This is a genomic window from Stenotrophomonas sp. Sm10, from assembly GCF_030985515.1.
Classification (GTDB): domain Bacteria; phylum Pseudomonadota; class Gammaproteobacteria; order Xanthomonadales; family Xanthomonadaceae; genus Stenotrophomonas; species Stenotrophomonas hibiscicola.
This window is the reverse complement of sequence record NZ_JAPTFO010000018.1, coordinates 1-17300: the sequence shown is the minus strand read 5'-3', so window position 1 is coordinate 17300 and position 17300 is coordinate 1. Positions and strand designations below refer to the sequence as shown.

The 17300-nt window shown below is 65.5% G+C and carries 13 protein-coding genes; 4 read left to right on the top strand and 9 right to left on the bottom strand.

The genetic code is table 11. From position 1 onward, the window contains the following. Positions 1-327 precede the first annotated feature (327 nt). The 4 genes from O0J15_RS07390 to O0J15_RS07375 all read right to left on the bottom strand — a co-directional run bounded on the left by O0J15_RS07390 (position 328) and on the right by O0J15_RS07375 (position 4531). On the bottom strand, positions 328-1395 hold the full coding sequence (locus O0J15_RS07390; RefSeq protein ID WP_134731826.1) for a hypothetical protein: 1068 nt from the start codon (positions 1393-1395) through the stop codon (positions 328-330). A gap of 292 nt (positions 1396-1687) precedes the next feature. Next, entirely contained in the window at positions 1688-2965 is a 1278-nt protein-coding gene (locus O0J15_RS07385; protein ID WP_049453347.1) for a citrate synthase, read from the bottom strand. 296 nt (positions 2966-3261) lie between these two features. Continuing rightward, entirely contained in the window at positions 3262-3504 is a 243-nt protein-coding gene (locus O0J15_RS07380) for a type B 50S ribosomal protein L31 (protein ID WP_005410871.1), read from the bottom strand. A gap of 88 nt (positions 3505-3592) precedes the next feature. Beyond that, entirely contained in the window at positions 3593-4531 is a 939-nt protein-coding gene (locus tag O0J15_RS07375) for a nucleoside hydrolase (RefSeq protein ID WP_308305401.1), read from the bottom strand. 226 nt (positions 4532-4757) lie between these two features. Here O0J15_RS07375 and O0J15_RS07370 point away from each other — a divergent pair, with 226 nt between their 5' ends. Then, entirely contained in the window at positions 4758-6086 is a 1329-nt protein-coding gene (locus O0J15_RS07370; protein ID WP_111103992.1) for a Fic family protein, read from the top strand. Positions 6087-6139: 53 nt separating this feature from the next. Here the strand turns inward: O0J15_RS07370 and recG are convergent, their stop codons facing one another. From recG to gmk, 5 genes are all read right to left on the bottom strand, one after another. Then, positions 6140-8251 (bottom strand): ATP-dependent DNA helicase RecG, encoded by a 2112-nt coding sequence (gene recG / locus O0J15_RS07365; RefSeq protein ID WP_308305400.1) that lies wholly within the window; start codon positions 8249-8251, stop codon positions 6140-6142. A gap of 7 nt (positions 8252-8258) precedes the next feature. Beyond that, positions 8259-8645 carry a RidA family protein gene (locus tag O0J15_RS07360; protein WP_005410875.1) on the bottom strand — a complete coding sequence of 129 codons (387 nt, stop codon included), beginning with the start codon at positions 8643-8645 and terminating at the stop codon, positions 8259-8261. Positions 8646-8843: 198 nt separating this feature from the next. Beyond that, positions 8844-11006, bottom strand: coding sequence for a bifunctional (p)ppGpp synthetase/guanosine-3',5'-bis(diphosphate) 3'-pyrophosphohydrolase (locus tag O0J15_RS07355; protein WP_019661980.1), 2163 nt, complete (start codon positions 11004-11006; stop codon positions 8844-8846). A gap of 105 nt (positions 11007-11111) precedes the next feature. Next, positions 11112-11411, bottom strand: coding sequence for a DNA-directed RNA polymerase subunit omega (gene rpoZ, locus O0J15_RS07350; RefSeq protein ID WP_005410877.1), 300 nt, complete (start codon positions 11409-11411; stop codon positions 11112-11114). Positions 11412-11521: 110 nt separating this feature from the next. Continuing rightward, positions 11522-12187, bottom strand: a complete 666-nt coding sequence (gene gmk / locus O0J15_RS07345; protein WP_233653787.1) for a guanylate kinase — start codon at positions 12185-12187, stop codon at positions 11522-11524. 291 nt (positions 12188-12478) lie between these two features. Between gmk and fdnG the strand changes: the two genes are divergently transcribed. The 3 genes from fdnG to O0J15_RS07330 are packed head-to-tail and all read left to right on the top strand — an operon-like array spanning position 12479 to position 17119. After that, positions 12479-15547: a formate dehydrogenase-N subunit alpha gene (gene fdnG / locus O0J15_RS07340; RefSeq protein WP_308305399.1), complete on the top strand. Its 3069-nt coding sequence runs from the start codon at positions 12479-12481 to the stop codon at positions 15545-15547. Between the two features lie 10 nt (positions 15548-15557). Further along, positions 15558-16475 carry a formate dehydrogenase subunit beta gene (fdxH, locus tag O0J15_RS07335; protein ID WP_100473795.1) on the top strand — a complete coding sequence of 306 codons (918 nt, stop codon included), beginning with the start codon at positions 15558-15560 and terminating at the stop codon, positions 16473-16475. Continuing rightward, a complete protein-coding gene (locus O0J15_RS07330; protein WP_005410882.1) occupies positions 16472-17119 on the top strand; it encodes a formate dehydrogenase subunit gamma in 648 nt (215 codons plus the stop codon). Before fdxH ends, O0J15_RS07330 begins: the two co-directional genes overlap by 4 nt. Positions 17120-17300 lie beyond the last annotated feature (181 nt).

The following is a 17300-nucleotide window of genomic DNA, read 5'->3' as shown; positions in this document are numbered from 1 at the left end:
TACCCTCAGGTTCTATCGCCCTCCATGTGATGCCCATGCAATAGATCCGAAAAGATGTGAACGCGACATCCATTGTCAGAATGCATTCAGATCCTGAAGCGAGTCCCTGTGGAACCGCGCCCGGGCGCGGCTGCTGTCCGCGCTGCGCGCGGGAGTCGAGCATGGCTCGACTCTACAGATATCAGGCCGCCTTTCGGCGGCCTGATGAGACATCGTGTTGGCACGCGATCAGAAGAAGATCGCGTACAGGATCAACAGCGGAATCGGCACGCCCAACAGCCAGAGCAGAATCATTTTCATGGCAGGTCTCCTTGCATGGAATGCGGGTTACAGGTCGCGGCGACGGCCGCCCCAGGTGGCGCTGAGGCTGGCGAAGAACGCGCCGATCAGCAGAGTGATGAACAGCCACAGCGCGGCGTACGCTGCGGCCTTGCGAGCATCGTCGGCCGCCTGCTTGGCGGTGGTCTTTGCCTTCTCCAGCGCGGCACGCATGCGCGTCTGCACATCGGTCACACGGGCCTGCGCTTCGGCCGGGCTCATGCCGGTCTCGCGCGCGATCAGCTGCGACAGGTACTGGGTGTCGGCCGGATCCAGGCCATCGCCCTGCAGGCTGTTGACGATGATGCGGTTCACTTCGGCGCGGACTTCGCGGCGGTCGCCCATCGGGCCGTTGCCCGGCATCGGGCGCGGCGGCGGGCCCATGCGCGCGTCGCGTGGGCCGACGCTTGCGGCCGGCGGCGGCGGGGGGGCATTCGGATCCATCGGTGCACCCGGCGGCGGCGCTGCAGGAGCAGACGGCCCTGCGCTGGTGGTGCTGCGGAACAGCGAATCGACCCAGTAGTTGAGGTCGCCTTCCGGAGCCGCAGCGGCAGCGCTGCCGGCGCCCGCAGCGGCAACACCGGCCGTGGATGCGGCAGCGCCTGCGGTGGCGCCCGCCACCTTTGCACCGGCGCCCAGCACGCCACCGATGGCCGAGGTCAGCAGGCCCGCAGTCAGCAGCGTGGCCACCGCCCACGACACGAAGCCGTGCGCGGTATCGCGGAAGTAGGTTTCATCGCCATGGATCTGCGTCCACTTGGTGCGCAGGCGGCCGGCGAGGTAGCCACCCAGGCCCGAGGCGGCGAGTGCGGTGAAGGTGAGCCAGGCGATGCTGGACCAGCCGAAGGTTTCCTTGCTGACGCCTTCGAACGACCACGGCGACACCGAGGAGAGGCCAAGGCCGACACCGAGGATGAGCAGGATGAGGGAGAGTGCGGCGGCAGCGGCGGCACCGGCGAAGATCGCGCCCCAGGACACGGCGCTTTCGCTGGGAGGGGTGATGATCGGGGCGGTGACGACAGTGGCGACGTCGGGACCAAGCGGGCCGCGCTCGGGTGGGTCGAATCGGGTACTCATCGGGATGGACGCTCCATTTCAGGTGCTAAGGATGCAGCTGGCGTCCTGAGGCTGCGCGAGCGCTTGTGAAGCTGGTGAGACCCTTGAATCACGCGGTCTTGGCGCGGTGAAGCGCGTGCCAACCAAGGTTGGCACCTACCGAAGGCGGATGCGGTGGTAGATCCACGCCAGGCGTGGATGATTTTTCGCCGGCGCCGAAATCGTGCGGACCAACGGTCCGCACCTACCAGGTCCGCGCAAAAAAAAACGCCCCGCGGATGCGGGGCGTTCTCGGCACAACCTACGCGGGCGATCAGCCCTGGTAGTCGCGCACGTCGCTGCCGGTGTAGACCTGGCGCGGACGGCCGATCTTCATTTCCGGGTCGACCTGCTGTTCCAGCCAATGCGACACCCAGCCGGAGGTACGGCCCAGGGCGAACATGACGGTGAACATCTCGGTCGGGATCTGCAGCGCCTTGTAGATGATGCCGCTGTAGAAATCGACGTTCGGGTACAGCTTGCGGGCGACGAAGTACTCGTCCTGCAGCGCGGCCTGCTCCAGCTTCACGGCCACGTCCAGCAGCGGATCCTGCACGCCCAGCTGCTTGAGCACCTTGCTGGTCATCTCGCCGATGACCTTGGCGCGCGGGTCGAAGTTCTTGTAGACGCGGTGGCCGAAGCCCATCAGGCGGAAGCCGGAGGTCTTGTCCTTGGCCTTGACCACGGCAGACTCGACGTTGTCGGCAGTGCCGATCTCTTCCAGCATCTTCAGCACGGCTTCGTTGGCACCGCCGTGGGCCGGACCCCACAGCGCGGTGACGCCCGCAGCGACCGACGCGTACGGGTTGGCACCGGTCGAACCGACCAGGCGCACGGTCGAGGTCGAGGCGTTCTGCTCGTGGTCGGCGTGCAGGATGAACAGCAGGTCCAGCGCCTTGACCACGTCCGGGTTCAGATCGTACTGGCCGTCAGCCGACTCGAAGGTCTGCTTCAGGAAACGGCTGACGTAGTCCAGCGAGGTGTCCGGCTTGTTGGCCGGCAGGCCCTTGCCGTGGCGGTAGATCAGCGCCGACAGGGTCGGCACCTTGGCGATCAGGCGCACGGCGGCCTGGCGGCGCTGTTCGGCGTCGGACAGGTCCAGCGAGTCGTGGTAGATGGCCGACAGCTGCGCGATCGCAGCGGCCAGGATGGCCATCGGGTGGGCATCCTTGGCGAAGCTGCCGATCAGGGTGTTGATCGACTCATCGACGTTGGCTTCGGCGGTCAGCTCATCGGTGAAGGCCTTCAGCTGCTCGGCGCTCGGGCGCTCGCCGTTGATCAGCAGGTAGGCCACTTCGACGTAGCTCGACTTTTCCGACAGCTGTTCGATCGGGTAGCCGCGGTACAGCAGCACGCCCTTGTCGCCGTCGATGTAGGTGATGGCGGACTTGCAGCTGGCCGTCGCGGTGAAGCCGGAATCGTAGGTGAAATACCCCGTTTCCTTGGTCAGCTTCGCGATGTCGACGCAGTCGTTGCCAAGGGTGGGTTTGATGACGGGCAGAACGACCGACTTGTCGCCGGCGTTGAGCGTGACCTGATCAAGATCGGACACTGTGTGCGCTCCTTCATGGGAAGGCGCCTGCCCAAGCGCATTGGTCAGGCACGTGAATGACGTCCTCGGCCTGTGCCGGGGATCAGGTCATTATCGCACAGCAGCATTTGCCCGGCGCTAGACAGAAGTCGTATACGACAGGCAGCCAGACGCCGGCCGTTGAGCGGCCCGGATCGGCAAAAGCGTTGTCACACGAACGCAGTGTTCCGTCCATCCAAACGCCCGTTGGGTTGGCGTTGGGGAAAAACAAACGGCCGCGCAGAGCGCGGCCGTTGGTTCGAAGCTGGATCGACAGATCAGCGCGCGTAGCGCTTCTGGAACTTGTCGATACGGCCCGAGGTGTCGATGACCTTGTGCTTGCCCGTGTAGAACGGGTGCGAAGCCGAGGAAATTTCAACCTTGACCAGCGGGTATTCGTTGCCGTCTTCCCACTGGATGGTTTCCTTCGTCGCCATGGTGGAGCGGGTCAGGATCTTGAAATCGGAGGTGACGTCATGGAAGACGACGTCGCGGTAGTTCGGATGGATATCGGCCTTCATGGGCTCACACCGTAAATGGGCTGGTGGTCAAGAGCGGCATTATAAGCACCGGTTGCCGCCCGGGGCAACCGGTGCCGGGCCACGGACGTCAGTCCGCGCCCAGGGCCTGGCGCACCAGGGCCTCGAAACGCTGCTGGTCGTAGGCCATCAGCAGATCGCAGTTGTCCGGCTGGCCGGTCTGGCGGTTCCAATCGACGATGGTGGCGCCGCGGCTGAACGTGCCGTTCAGCTCCACATTCAGCGGGCGCGACTCGACCCGCAGCTGGCCTTCGGGGTTCAGCGCCCAGGCCATGGCCACCGCATCGGCGGTGTACCAGCGCCCGCCCTTGCTGTCTTCGGACAGGCCACGGGTCTTGCGCGAGATCAGTTCGTAGAAGCGGGCGCGATCGGAATCGGCCTGCAGCCACTTCTCGGCGTCCTGCAGCGGCAGGCCATGGGCGACGGTGGCCTCCCAGTCCGACACCAGCAGGTGCTTGAACGAGGTGAACACCACGTGCGCCGCTTCCGGGTCGAACGCAATGTTGAATTCGGCCGCCGGGGTGATGTTGCCGTGGCAGGTGACCGCGCCGCCCATCACCACGATGCGCTTGATGCGCTCGGGCAGGGTCGGGTCCAGCTTCAGTGCCAGGGCAAGGTTGGTCAGCGGGCCCAGCATCACCAGCATCAGTTCGCCGGCATGCTCGTGCGACAGGCGCAGGATGGCCAGTGCGGCGTGCTCGGCTTCGGCCTGGCGGCTGGGCGGCGGCAGGTCCACGTCGCCGTAGCCGTCACGGCCATGCACGTGGGCAGCGTCGACGGAGGGATGCAGCAGCGGATCCGGGCTGCCGGCAAACACCGGCACGTCGGCGCGGCCGACGATGTCGCAGAGCTTGAGGGCGTTGCGAACGGTGTAATCGAGGCCGACATTGCCGGCGGCGATGGTCAGGGCGACCACGTCGTGCCGTTCATCGGCGAAGGCCATCAGCAGGGCCAGGGCGTCGTCCACACCGGGGTCGGTGTCGATCAACAGCGGGATCTTGTGGGTCATCGTTGCCGTCTTCAGATCGGCAACGAAGTGTGGACCGGGTTGATGACCGTTGCAATACCGCACTACCCCAACGGCAAAGGTGCCGGGGAGACCGTCGGATCCTTTGCTCGCCACTAACGGCCCCGCCCGACTCGCTCACGAACATGAACGAATTTTGATTGGGCACGCTTGGAGCGCTCAACATTATTTGCTATAAAAAGTGATAAATATTTTATAGAAAGCCGCCATGAAGCTGCCCATGCCAGCTCCCGATCTGGCAACCCTCACCCGGAAATACATCGAGACCCTCGGTACCATCCTGGACGCCCGGATCGGGCCAGAGGTGAACGGCGCCTATGAGCACTGGGACAAGGTGCGCCACAGAGCGCCACCGGCAGGCCTGAACGCGGAGCAGTGGTGGCTGGGTATCACGTGGACGCGCGCAGCATTGCTGAAGCCGCTACCGCTGTTGCTGGACAAGACGCAGCAACCCTTCAAGCTCGCACTTACCGATTCAATGCAGCGGCACCTGCACTACATTGACCGGGAGGCCGCAGGCTCGGTGAAGGGTGTGGATGCTGCCAGCGGCCAAGGACGGTTCATGATCCGGTCGCTGATCGAGGAAGCGATGACCTCATCGCAGTTGGAGGGCGCCTCAACCACGCGGGCCGTGGCAAAGGAAATGTTGAGCACGGGCCGCGCGCCGCGCGACCAGTCCGAGCGCATGATCTACAACAACTACGTGGCAATGAACGTGATCCGCGAGCGCGGCATACGCCCGATCACTCCCGGCGAGATTCTGGAACTGCACAGCATCCTCACCGACGGAACGCTGGAGCTGCCAACCGACAGCGGGCGTTTCAGAACCGCCGAAGACAACGTTGCGATCTTCGACCGCGGCTCACCGCCTACGCTTCTGCACACCCCTCCTCCGGCCGAGGAAGTGCCTGCACGGATTGAGCGGCTGTGCACGTTCATCAATGAAGAAAGCACACCGTTTGTGCATCCAGTCGCCAAAGCCATCGCACTACATTTCCAGATTGGCTATGACCACCCTTTCGTGGATGGAAATGGCCGTACTGCGCGCGCACTGTTCTACTGGGCAATGATGAATGCCGGGTACTGGATGACCGAGTACTTCTCCATTTCCAGCGTGCTGAAGAAGTCCCCAGGCAAGTACATGCGGGCCTACCTGTACACCGAAAGTGACAACCGGGATCTTGGCTACTTCGTTGCGCAACAGCTGGAGGCCATTGAGCAATCGATCCAGGGACTGCACGCCTACATCGCCAGGAAGCATGCAGAGGATCAGGCAGCGCGACGCATGTTGCGAACCGCCCGGCTTGGCGGCATGCAGCTCAATCACCGTCAGCGCGCGTTGCTGGCCAACGCGCTGAAAGATCCTGATCGGACCTACACCGTCGCCAGCCACCAGGCGGCACACACCATCACCTATCCGACCGCATTGAAGGATCTGAATGGACTGGTGGCATCTGGGCTTGTCAGCAAAGAGCGCGTCGGCAAAGCGTCAGAATATCTGGTGCTTCCAGGCCTGTCGGAACGCTTGGTGTTGTAGATCCACGCCATGCGTGGATGTGTGGACCAAGGTCCACCCCCACCAACGCGACATCACGCCGAGGCGTAACGCACGGCGGTGCCGATCCAGCGCTGCACCACGCGGTCGGCCAGCGCGGGTTGCTGGTCCAGCAAGCGCTCGGCCAGGTCGTGCACGCCGGGCAGCAGGCCGGCGTCGCGGGCCAGATCCGCGATGCGGAAGCCGGCCAGGCCGGTCTGCCGCGTACCCAGCAGTTCGCCGGGGCCGCGCAGTTCCAGATCCTTCTCGGCGATGACGAAACCATCGTTGGTTTCGCGCATGGTCTGCAGGCGCTCGCGTGCCATCTGCGAGAGCGGTGCCTGGTACAGCAGCACGCAGCGCGACACCGCCGAACCACGGCCGACGCGGCCGCGCAGCTGGTGCAGCTGGGCCAGGCCCAAGCGCTCGGCATTCTCGATCACCATCAACGAGGCGTTCGGTACGTCCACGCCCACTTCAATCACCGTGGTCGCCACCAGCAGGTCGATGTCGCCGGCCTTGAACGCCACCATCGTCGCCAGCTTTTCGGCGGCTTTCAGGCGGCCATGCACCAGCCCGACGCGTACGCCGGGCAGCAGTGCCTGCAGTGATTCGTAAGTGGCCTGCGCGGGGGTTGCATCCAGCTCTTCGCTTTCCTCGATGAGCGTGCACACCCAATACACCTGCCGCCCTTCCTGGCAGGCCAGCGCAATGCGCTCGATCAGCTCCGGGCGACGGTCATTGTTCAGTGCGACGGTCTGCACCGGCGTGCGGCCCGGTGGCAGTTCGTCGATGGCCGAGACATCCAGGTCCGCGTATTCGGACATCGCCAGCGTGCGCGGAATCGGTGTTGCGGTCATCACCAGCTGGTGCGGCACGCTGTTGCCGCCTGCGCCCTTGTCACGCAGCGCCAGTCGCTGATGCACGCCGAAGCGATGCTGCTCGTCGACGATGGCCAGTGCCAGATCCTGGAACACCACCGCCTCCTGCATCAGCGCGTGGGTACCCACCACCACCTGCGCTTCGCCGCTGGCGACCTGCTCCATCACCTTGGCGCGCGCCTTGCCGGTGACTTTGCCGGCCAGCCAGGCGATGCGCACACCGAGCGGTGCCAGCCAGCCGCGCAGGTTGTTGAGATGTTGCTCGGCCAGCAGCTCAGTCGGTGCTGCCAGCGCGACCTGCTTGCCCTGCTCCACCGCCAACATCGCCGCCAGCGCGGCGACCACGGTCTTGCCGGAGCCCACATCGCCCTGCACCAGCCGCAGCATCGGGCTGGGCCGCGCGAGGTCTTCGCGGATCTGCTTGAACACCCGCGCCTGCGCGCCGGTGAGCGCGAACGGCAGCTGCTTCAGCAGCGCCTTGGCCAGCTTGCCGGGACCGGCCAGTGGCGGCGCATGGTGTGCCTGCAATGCAATGCGCTGGCGACGCAGGCTGAGGTGGTGGGCCAGCAGCTCTTCCATCGCCAGGCGGCGCTGCGCCGGGTGGGTGCCGGCGGCCAGCGCGGCCAGGTCGGCATCGGGCGGCGGCCGGTGCACGGTCAGCAGCGCGCTGCGCAGCGACGGCAGGCCGAGGCCATCGAGCCAGCCGCTGGGCAGCAGTTCCAGCGTGCTTTCCTCCGGCAGGCGGTCCAGCGCCTGGCCGATCAGCTTGCGCATCGTCATCGGGCCGACGCCTTCGACGGTGGGATACACCGGGTCGAGGCGGTCGCCGAGTTCGGGATCGTCGTTGCGGCCCAGCACCTGGTAGCTGGGATGGACGATTTCCAGGCCGAGGTGGCCCGGCTTGGGCGTGCCGAAGCAGCGCAGCCGGTTGCCGACCGCGAACTGGCCGACCTGCTGCTGGCGGAAATGGAAGAAGCGCAGCACCAGGGTGCCCTGCCCTTCGTCTTCCACCGCCACTTTCAGCATCGGCCGGTAGCGCATGCCGCGCTCGACCGCGACCACCCGCCCTTCCACCTGCGCCGGTACGCCGTTGCGCAGGTCCTCAATGCAGGTCAGCCGGGTACGGTCTTCATAGCGCAGTGGCAGATGAAGCCAGAGATCCTGCAGGGTGGCCAGACCACGCGCCTGCAGTTTGGCGGCCACGGCCGGACCGACGCCCGCGAGCATCGCCAGGGATGCTTCGCCGGACGGTGACAGGACCGGGGTGACCGCCGCCTTGCGTGCCACGTGGCGGTCAGTCGATGACCATCACCGCGTCGACCTCGAAGTTGGCGCCCTTCGGCAGGCCGGAGACTTCGATGGTGGAACGGGCCGGGTACGGGGCCTGGAAGTAGTCCTGCATGACCGCGTTGACCTTGGCGAACTCGCCCAGGTCGGTCAGGTACAGGCCCAGGCGCACGACCTTGTCCAGCGAGCCGCCGGCGGCTTCGGCCACGGCCTTGAGGTTGTCGAAGGCGCGGCGGGCCTGTGCTTCGACGTCACCGGCGCCGACGATGTCGCCGGTGGCCGGGTCGAGCGGGATCTGGCCGGAGAAGTACACGGTGTTGCCGGCGCGCACGGCCTGCGAGTACGGGCCGATGGCGGCGGGGGCCTTTTCGGTGTTGATGATCTGGCGGGACATGGGTCGCTCCGGTGCTTGGGGGAAAACAGAGCGGTGATTGTACCGGGTGGGGGCGATGTCGGCTGGGGTCGGATCCGTTTCCTGGCGGGAAACGGCTCTGACCCCGTGCGCTCTCTGTAGAGCCGAGCCCATGCTCGGCTGCTTCAGGCAAGAGCAGCCGAGCATGGGCTCGGCTCTACGGATCGGTGCCGGCGCGGGTTATTGCCGGCGTACCGACTGCACGACCGACAGACGGCGCAGGCGGCGCATCACTTCGGCCAGATGGTTGCGGTCGCGTACCTGGATGTTGAACGCCAGCACGGCGGCGTTGAAGTCGCGGTCCAGGTAGTCCACGCGCTCGATGTTGGAATGGCTCTGCGCGATGGCAGCAGCCAGCTGCGCCAGCACACCGGTGCCGTTCTCTACTTCCACCACCAGCGAAGTGTCGTAGTCGCCGGAAACGGTGGTGTCCCAGCCGATCGGCACCCAGCGCTCGGGCGACTTGCGCAGCTCGGCCAGGTTCGGGCAGTCCATGCGGTGAACCACGATGCCCTTGCCGGCGGTGTGGTAGCCCATGATCTCGTCGCCGGGAATCGGCTGGCAGCAGCCGGCGAAGGTGACCACGCCACGCTCGCTGCCGTTGATCAGGATCTTTTCCTGCGAGTGGTGGCGCGAATGCGGGCCGCCACGCAGTTCGGCGTAGGCCATCAGCGCCTGCGCGGCCTGGGTCGGCATCCAGTTGCCCAGTGCGACCTCGGCCAGCAGGGCTTCCAGGCGCGGGAAGCGGTGTTCGGCCAGGAACGCATCCAGGCGCCCCTTCGGCAACCGTTCCAGCGACGAATCCATCGCCTCCAGCGCACGGTCGAGCATGCGGTGGCCGAGCTGCACGGCATCTTCGTGCTCCAGCTGCTTGAGCTGGTGGCGGATGGCGGTGCGCGCCTTGCTGGTGACCACGAATTCCAGCCACTGCGGTTTCGGCGTGGCCGAGCGTGCGGTGATGATCTCCACCGACTGGCCCGACACCAGCTTGGTGCGCAGTGGCACCAGTTTCTTGTCCACGCGCGAGGCCACGGCCATGTTGCCGACGTCGGTATGCACGGCGTAGGCGAAATCGAGCGCGGTGGAGTTGCGCGGCAGCGCCAGGATCTTGCCCTTCGGGGTGAACAGGTAGACCTCGTCCGGGAACAGGTCGACCTTGACGTTGTCGAGGAACTCCAGCGAGGAACCGGCAGCACGCTGCGAATCGATCAGTTCGACGATCCAGGCGTGCGCACGGCTCTGCGCACTGTTGGGTGAATCGCCGCCGAACTTGTAGGTCCAGTGCGCGGCCACGCCGCGTTCGGCGATCAGGTCCATTTCCTCGGTACGGATCTGCACTTCGATCGGCGAGCCATACGGCCCGAACAACACCGTGTGCAGCGACTGGTAACCATTGGCCTTGGGAATGGCGATGAAATCGCGGAAGCGGCCATCCAGCGGCTTGAAGGTGGCATGCACCGAACCCAGCGCGTGGTAGCAGCTGGGTACGCTGCGCACCACCAGGCGGAAGCCGAACACGTCCATCACCTGGTCGAAGGTTTTGTTCTCGTCGCGCATCTTGTTGTAGATGCTCCACGGGGTCTTGATGCGGCTGACCAGGCGGTGCTCGATACCTTCCTTCGCCAGCCGCTGCGACAGCTGCACTTCCACCTGTGCCAGCGCTTCACGGCGTACTACCGGCTGGCTGCGGATGTGCTTTTCCAGGATCGCGTGGCGCCACGGGTACAGCGCCTTGAAGCCAAGATTCTGCAGTTCGCTCTTGACCAGGCTCATGCCCAGGCGCTGGGCGATGGGCGCGTAGATCTCCAGCGTCTCGCGGGCGATGCGGCCGCGCGCTTCGCGGCTCTGCGCGCCCAGCGTGCGCATGTTGTGCAGGCGGTCGGCCAGCTTGATCATGATCACGCGCAGGTCGCGCGACATCGCCAGCAGCATCTTGCGGAAGCTCTCGGCGGCCGCTTCCTGGCGGTCGCGGAACTTCAGCTTGTCCAGCTTGGTCACGCCGTCGACCAGCTCGGCCACGGCTTCGCCGAACTCGGCGGCCAGCGCCTCACGGGTCAGCGGTGTGTCTTCGATGGTGTCGTGCAGGATCGCCGCGATCAACGCTTCCACGTCCAGGCCAAGCTCGGCCAGCACCTGGGCCACGGCCACCGGATGGGTGATATAGGGCTCGCCCGACTTGCGCGTCTGCCCGGCGTGCGCGGCGGCTCCGACTTCCCAGGCGCGGCGCAGCAGCGGCAGCTGTTCCGGCGGCAGGTAATGGGCGGCGCGTTCAAGCTGGAGGACGTAGTCGGGTACGGCGGCAGCGGGGGCTGCGGCGACCTTGGCAGTGGGGCCTGGGTTCATGCCCGAAGCCTATTCCAGCGCGACGTTTACGGCAAATCCTGAATGCGAAACAGCCCGCACGGGGCGGGCTGTTCGGCGATCCAGCAACGACGTTGATCGATGCGGTCAATCGTCGTTCTTGGACATGTCTTCGTCGGCGACTACTTCGGCGGCAGCCCACTCCAGCGCTTCGCGCTCGGCGCGCTCACGCTCGGCCTTCTCGACTTCGTCGATCAGCGCGTTGTCGATCTTGCGGGCGGCGATTTCGCGCAGCGCCAGCACGGTCGGCTTGTCTTCGGTCTCGCTGTTGTCCAGCGTGGCCTGCACGCCGTTGGCGAGCTGGCGGGCACGCTTGGATGCCATCATGACCAGTTCGAAACGGTTGTTAACGACTTCCAGGCAATCTTCTACGGTGATGCGGGCCATACGGGCTCCCGGCGACCGGTCGGCCGCTCAGTCGAATGAGGGAAAGGGGACGGAGTGTACTGGCAGGAGCTGGACAAAATCAAGCCAACCCCCACCCGATTCTTTTGGAATCAGTCAGTTGCACCCGGATCGGGGGTCAGCAACGCCTGGATCAGGCCGGCGTGGCGGACCTTCTGGGCCTCCCGTCGCAGGCGGCTGGCGGTGAAGATGGCGCACAGCTCGTCCACGGCAGTGTCGAACACCTCGTTGACGATGACGTAGTCGAACTCGTTGAAGTGCAGCATCTCGTCCCGGGCCGCGCCCAGGCGCTGGGCGATGACGGCTTCGCTGTCCTGGCCGCGCTTGCGCATGCGGTCCTGCAGGGCCTGCTTGGACGGCGGCAGGATGAACACGGTGACCGTGCCCGGCACCAGCTGGCGCACCTGCTGCGCGCCCTGCCAGTCGATCTCCAGCAGCACGTCCTGGCCGGCGGCCAGCTGCGGCTCCACCGACTGCCGGGCCGTGCCCTTCCAGTCGCCGTGCACCCAGGCGTGCTCGAAGAAGTCGCCGGCGGCGATCATCTGCTCGAACTTCTCGGCACTGACGAAGTGGTAGTGCTGGCCATTCACTTCACCGGGGCGCATTGCGCGCGAGGTGAAGGAAATCGACAGGGCGATCTGCGGGTCACGCGCCAGGGTGGCATTGACGATGCTGCTCTTGCCGGCGCCAGACGGGGCGGCCACGATGTACAGCGTGCCGCGCGCAACGGTGTCCGACGGCTTCGACGGGGCGCTCATGCGGGGGATCCAACGGGTTGATTTCGCAAACTTTTTTCCTCGGTGTTCCAGGTCCGGCGCGGCGGATCGCGCCAGGACGGCGGGGGCTGCGCGGAACATCCTGGAACCAGGCCCGGCAGACGCTTCCCCGGGGTGCGGGCACGCAACTTTACCAGAGGCGCCCGTTTGCGCGCCTGCCCGGCAGGCGCCGGGCCTTGTGCCACATGGGTATGCGGGTGCCTGTGCTATAACCGGGCCGTACCCAACGACAGCCCGGAGGCCCGTGCCTCCCCGCCATCCCAGGAGAACGGCATGCCATCGATGAGCCGCCGCCAGTTCCTGAAAGTGACCGGGACAACCCTGGTCGGCTCCAGCCTGGCATTGATGGGCTTCGCGCCCGGCATCGCGCTCGCGGAGGTCAGGCAGTACAAGCTGACCCGCGCGACCGAGACCCGCAACACCTGTACCTACTGTTCGGTGGCCTGCGGCATCCTGATGTACAGCCTCGGCGATGGCGCCAAGAACGCCGAGCCGAGCATCTTCCATATCGAAGGCGACCCGGACCATCCGGTCAACCGCGGCACGCTGTGCCCGAAGGGTGCCGGCCTGGCCGACATCATCCACAGCAAGTCGCGCCTGCTCTACCCCGAGTACCGGGCACCGGGCTCGAACGAGTGGAAGCGGCTGAGCTGGGACGATGCGCTGGATCGCATCGCGCGGCTGATGAAGGAAGACCGCGACGCCAACTTCGTGCAGAAGAACGAGGCCGGGCAGACGGTCAACCGCTGGCTGACCACCGGCATGCTGGCGGCCTCGGCCACCAGCAATGAAACCGCGGTGCTGACCCACAAGGTCGTCCGCTCCCTCGGCATGCTGGCATTCGACAACCAGGCACGTGTCTGACACGGCCCGACGGTGGCAGGTCTTGCCCCGACGCTAGGCCGTGGTGCGATGACAAATCACTGGGTCGACATCAAGAATGCCGACCTGATCCTGATCATGGGTGGCAATGCCGCCGAGGCGCACCCGTGCGGGTTCAAATGGGTGACCGAGGCCAAGGCGCACAACAAGGCCCGGCTGATCGTGGTCGATCCGCGCTTCAACCGCTCGGCCGCGGTGGCCGACGTGTACGCGCCGATCCGCACCGGTACCGATATCGTGTTCCTGGGGGGCCTGATCAACTACCTGTTGACCGAGGACCGCATCCAGCACGAGTACGTGCTGAACTACACCGACATGTCGTTCCTGGTGAAGGACGAGTTCGCCTTCAAGGACGGCCTGTATTCGGGCTACAACGAAGAGAAGCGCAGCTACGACCGCTCCAGCTGGGACTACGCCTACGGTGACGATGGCTTCGTGCGCAGCGACCCGACGCTGAAGGACCCGCGCTGCGTCTACAACCTGCTCAAGCAGCACTATGCGCGCTACACGGTGGAGATGGTCGAGCGCATCTGCGGCACTCCGGCCGACAGCATCCGCAAGATCTGGGACATGATCGCGTCCACCGCCGGCAAGGACAAGGCGATGACCATCCTGTACGCGCTGGGATGGACGCAGCACTCGATCGGCGCACAGAACGTGCGTGCCGGCACCATGGTGCAGCTGCTGCTGGGCAACATCGGCGTGGCCGGTGGTGGCATGAACGCGCTGCGCGGGCATTCCAACATCCAGGGCCTGACCGACATCGGCCTGATGTCCGACCTGCTGCCCGGCTACCTGACCCTGCCGAAACAGGACGAACAGGACTACGACGCCTACATCGCCAAGCGCACGCAGAAGCCGCTGCGCGCCAACCAGATGTCGTTCTGGCAGAACTACCCGAAGTTCCACGTCAGCCTGATGAAATCGTGGTGGGGCGACGCTGCCACCGCCGACAACAACTGGTGCTTTGATCACCTGCCCAAGCTGGACAAGCCGTACGACATGCTGCAGGCGTACGAGCTGATGAACGAGGGCAAGATCCATGGCTACATCTGCCAGGGCTTCAACCCCCTGGCCTCGGCGCCGAACAAGGGCAAGCTGATCAGCGCGTTCTCCAAGCTGAAGTTCATGGTCAGCATGGATCCGCTGGAAACCGAGACCATCGCCTTCTGGCAGAACCACGGCGCACTGAACGACGTCGACCCGAGCACGATCCAGACCGAAGTATTCCGCCTACCGACCACCTCCTTTGCCGAGGAGAACGGCGCGGTGGTGAATTCCTCGCGCTGGCTGCAATGGCACTGGAAGGGGGCCAATCCGCCAGGCGAAGCGCGCAGCGACATCGAGATCATGTCCGAGCTGTTCCATCGCATCAAAGCGTTGTACGAGAAGGACGGCGGTGCGTGGTGGGAGCCGGTGCGCGACCTGGCCTGGAACTACGCCAACCCTGAGGTACCCACGCCCGAAGAACTGGCGATGGAATACAACGGCAAGGCGCTGGCCGACGTGTTCGATCCGAAGGACCCGACCAGGCTGGTGCGCAAGGCCGGCGAGCAGCTGGCCGCATTCGGCGACCTGCGCGACGACGGCAGCACCGCCTGCGGCTGCTGGATCTACATCGGTGCCTGGGGCCCGACCGGCAACATGATGGCGCGGCGTGACAACAGCGACCCCACCGGCATCGGCAACACGCTGGGCTGGGCCTGGGCGTGGCCGGCCAATCGTCGCGTGATGTACAACCGCGCCTCGTGCGACGTCGCCGGAAAGCCATTTGATCCACGGCGCACGCTGCTGGCGTGGAACGGGAAAAACTGGGGCAGCGTGGACGTGCCCGACTTCAAGGCAGACGAAGATCCCGCCGGCGGAATGGGCCCGTTCATCATGAACCCGGAGGGCATCGCGCGCTTCTTCGCCAAGGCCGGCATGGCCGAAGGCCCGTTCCCGGAGCACTACGAACCGTTCGATACACCGCTGCGCAGCAACCCGCTCAGCCCTGGCCAGGCACTGACGCTGAACAACCCGGCCGCCCGCGTATTTGCCAGCGATCGCGCACAGATCGGTTCGCCGGACGAGTTCCCGCATGTGGCCACCACCTACCGCCTGACCGAGCATTTCCACTTCTGGACCAAGCACGGCAAGTTGAACGCCATCATCCAGCCCGAGCAGTTCGTCGAGATCGGCGCGGCGTTGGCCGACGAGCTGGGCATCAACAACGGCAGCCGCGTGCGGGTCAGTTCCAAGCGCGGCCACATCGAAGCGGTCGCCATGGTGACCAAGCGCATCAAGGCCCTGCAGATCGATGGCCGGACCGTGCACCAGGTGGGCGTGCCGATCCACTGGGGCTTCCTCGGTGCGGCCAAACCCGGCTACATCGCCAATACGCTGACCAACGCCATCGGTGACGGCAACTCGCAGACGCCCGAATCGAAGTGCATCCTGGTCAAGGTCGAGAAGGTGTAGGAGACACGCCATGTCACTGCAATCGCTGGACATCATCCGCCGCTCGGCCACCACCACGCCCTCGCCGGAAGCGCGCGGTGCGCATACCGGCCAGGTCGCCAAGCTGATCGATGTGAGCAAGTGCATCGGCTGCAAGGCCTGCCAGGTCGCCTGCATGGAGTGGAACGATCTGCGCGACGAAGTGGGCAGCTGCGTTGGCAGCTACGACAACCCGCCCGACCTGAGCGAACAGTCGTGGACGGTGATGAAATTCCGCGAGTACGAGGACGAGAAGGGCAAGCTGGAGTGGCTGATCCGCAAGGAAGGCTGCATGCACTGCAGCGATCCGGGCTGCCTGAAGGCCTGCCCGTCGCCCGGTGCCATCATCCAGTACGCCAACGGCATCGTCGACTTCCAGGAAGAAAACTGCATCGGCTGCGGTTACTGCGTGACCGGTTGCCCGTTCGACGTGCCGCGCATTTCCAAGAAGGACCACAAGGCCTACAAATGCACGCTGTGTTCGGACCGGGTGGCGGTGGGCCAGGAACCGGCCTGCGTGAAGACCTGCCCGACCGGCGCGATCACCTTCGGCAGCAAGCAGGCGATGACCGAGCACGCGGCCGGACGCGTGGAAGACCTGAAATCGCGCGGCTACGAGAATGCTGGCCTGTACGATCCGCAGGGCGTCGGCGGCACCCACGTGATGTACGTGCTGCAGCATGTGGACAAGCCCGAGCTGTACGCCGATCTGCCCAAGGACCCACGCATCAGCCCGATGGTGGAGGTCTGGAAGGGCGTGGCCAAGCCGCTGGGCGTGCTGGCGATCGCCGCCACCGCCTTCGCCGGCTTCCTGCATTACATCGGCATCGGCCGCAACACGGTCAATGACGAGGAAGAAGAGGAAGCCGAACACGAGGCGAAGCAGATCGAAGAGGAGCAGCGGCCATGAAGTACGCCCCGCACCCGCGCCAGATCATCCGCTACCGCGCACCGACCCGCATCAACCACTGGATCGTGGCGATCTGCTTCGTGCTGACCGCCTTGTCAGGGTTGGCCCTGTTCCACCCTGCCCTGTTTCCGCTGACCCAGCTGTTCGGCGGTGGACCGTGGACGCGCATCCTGCATCCGTTCATCGGCTTGGCCATGGTGGTGGGCTTTGCACTGCTGGCGTTCCGCATGTGGCGCGACAATCTGCCGACCGCCGACGATCGCGCATGGATGCGCGGCATGCGCGATGTACTGCGCAACGAGGATGAGAAGCTGCCGCCGGTGGGCCGTTTCAATGCGGGCCAAAAACTGCTGTTCTGGGCCATCATCGGCTGCCTGTCGGCGCTGCTGCTGACCGGCTTCGTGATCTGGCGGCAGTACTTCAGCCACTTCTTCCCGATCGGGGTGATCCGCTTCTCGGTACTTGCCCATGCGCTGTTCGGCTGGGTGCTGGTCTGCGCGATCGTGGTGCACATCTATGCAGCGATCTGGATCAAGGGCTCGGTGCGGGCGATGACCCAGGGCAAGGTGACCTATGGGTGGGCGTACAAGCACCACCGGCAGTGGTTCCGGGACATCCTGCGCGGACGTCGGGAAGAGGGGTAGCGGCAGGGCCTGCGGCCCTGCACCCGCTTCAAGCCAAGGCAACAGCAACAGCGGCTATCCGTGGGATGGCGGGGTGGATCCGGTTGCGGGGGACGCTGCAAGTACCCCTCCGGGGCCCGGCCCAGCCGCTGGCGGCTGTGCGTTCGGGCGCTTGCGAAGCAGTGCTTCGCAAGCAAAGCGC

Coding starts and splice junctions, on each gene's coding strand:
- gmk (WP_233653787.1), bottom strand. CDS start 12,187: ATGAGCGCCCCGTCGAAGCCGTCGGACACCGTTGCGCGCGGCACGCTG.
- fdxH (WP_100473795.1), top strand. CDS start 15,558: ATGTCACTGCAATCGCTGGACATCATCCGCCGCTCGGCCACCACCACG.
- O0J15_RS07330 (WP_005410882.1), top strand. CDS start 16,472: ATGAAGTACGCCCCGCACCCGCGCCAGATCATCCGCTACCGCGCACCG.
- O0J15_RS07370 (WP_111103992.1), top strand. CDS start 4,758: ATGAAGCTGCCCATGCCAGCTCCCGATCTGGCAACCCTCACCCGGAAA.
- O0J15_RS07355 (WP_019661980.1), bottom strand. CDS start 11,006: ATGAACCCAGGCCCCACTGCCAAGGTCGCCGCAGCCCCCGCTGCCGCC.
- O0J15_RS07360 (WP_005410875.1), bottom strand. CDS start 8,645: ATGTCCCGCCAGATCATCAACACCGAAAAGGCCCCCGCCGCCATCGGC.
- rpoZ (WP_005410877.1), bottom strand. CDS start 11,411: ATGGCCCGCATCACCGTAGAAGATTGCCTGGAAGTCGTTAACAACCGT.
- O0J15_RS07380 (WP_005410871.1), bottom strand. CDS start 3,504: ATGAAGGCCGATATCCATCCGAACTACCGCGACGTCGTCTTCCATGAC.
- O0J15_RS07390 (WP_134731826.1), bottom strand. CDS start 1,395: ATGAGTACCCGATTCGACCCACCCGAGCGCGGCCCGCTTGGTCCCGAC.
- O0J15_RS07375 (WP_308305401.1), bottom strand. CDS start 4,531: ATGACCCACAAGATCCCGCTGTTGATCGACACCGACCCCGGTGTGGAC.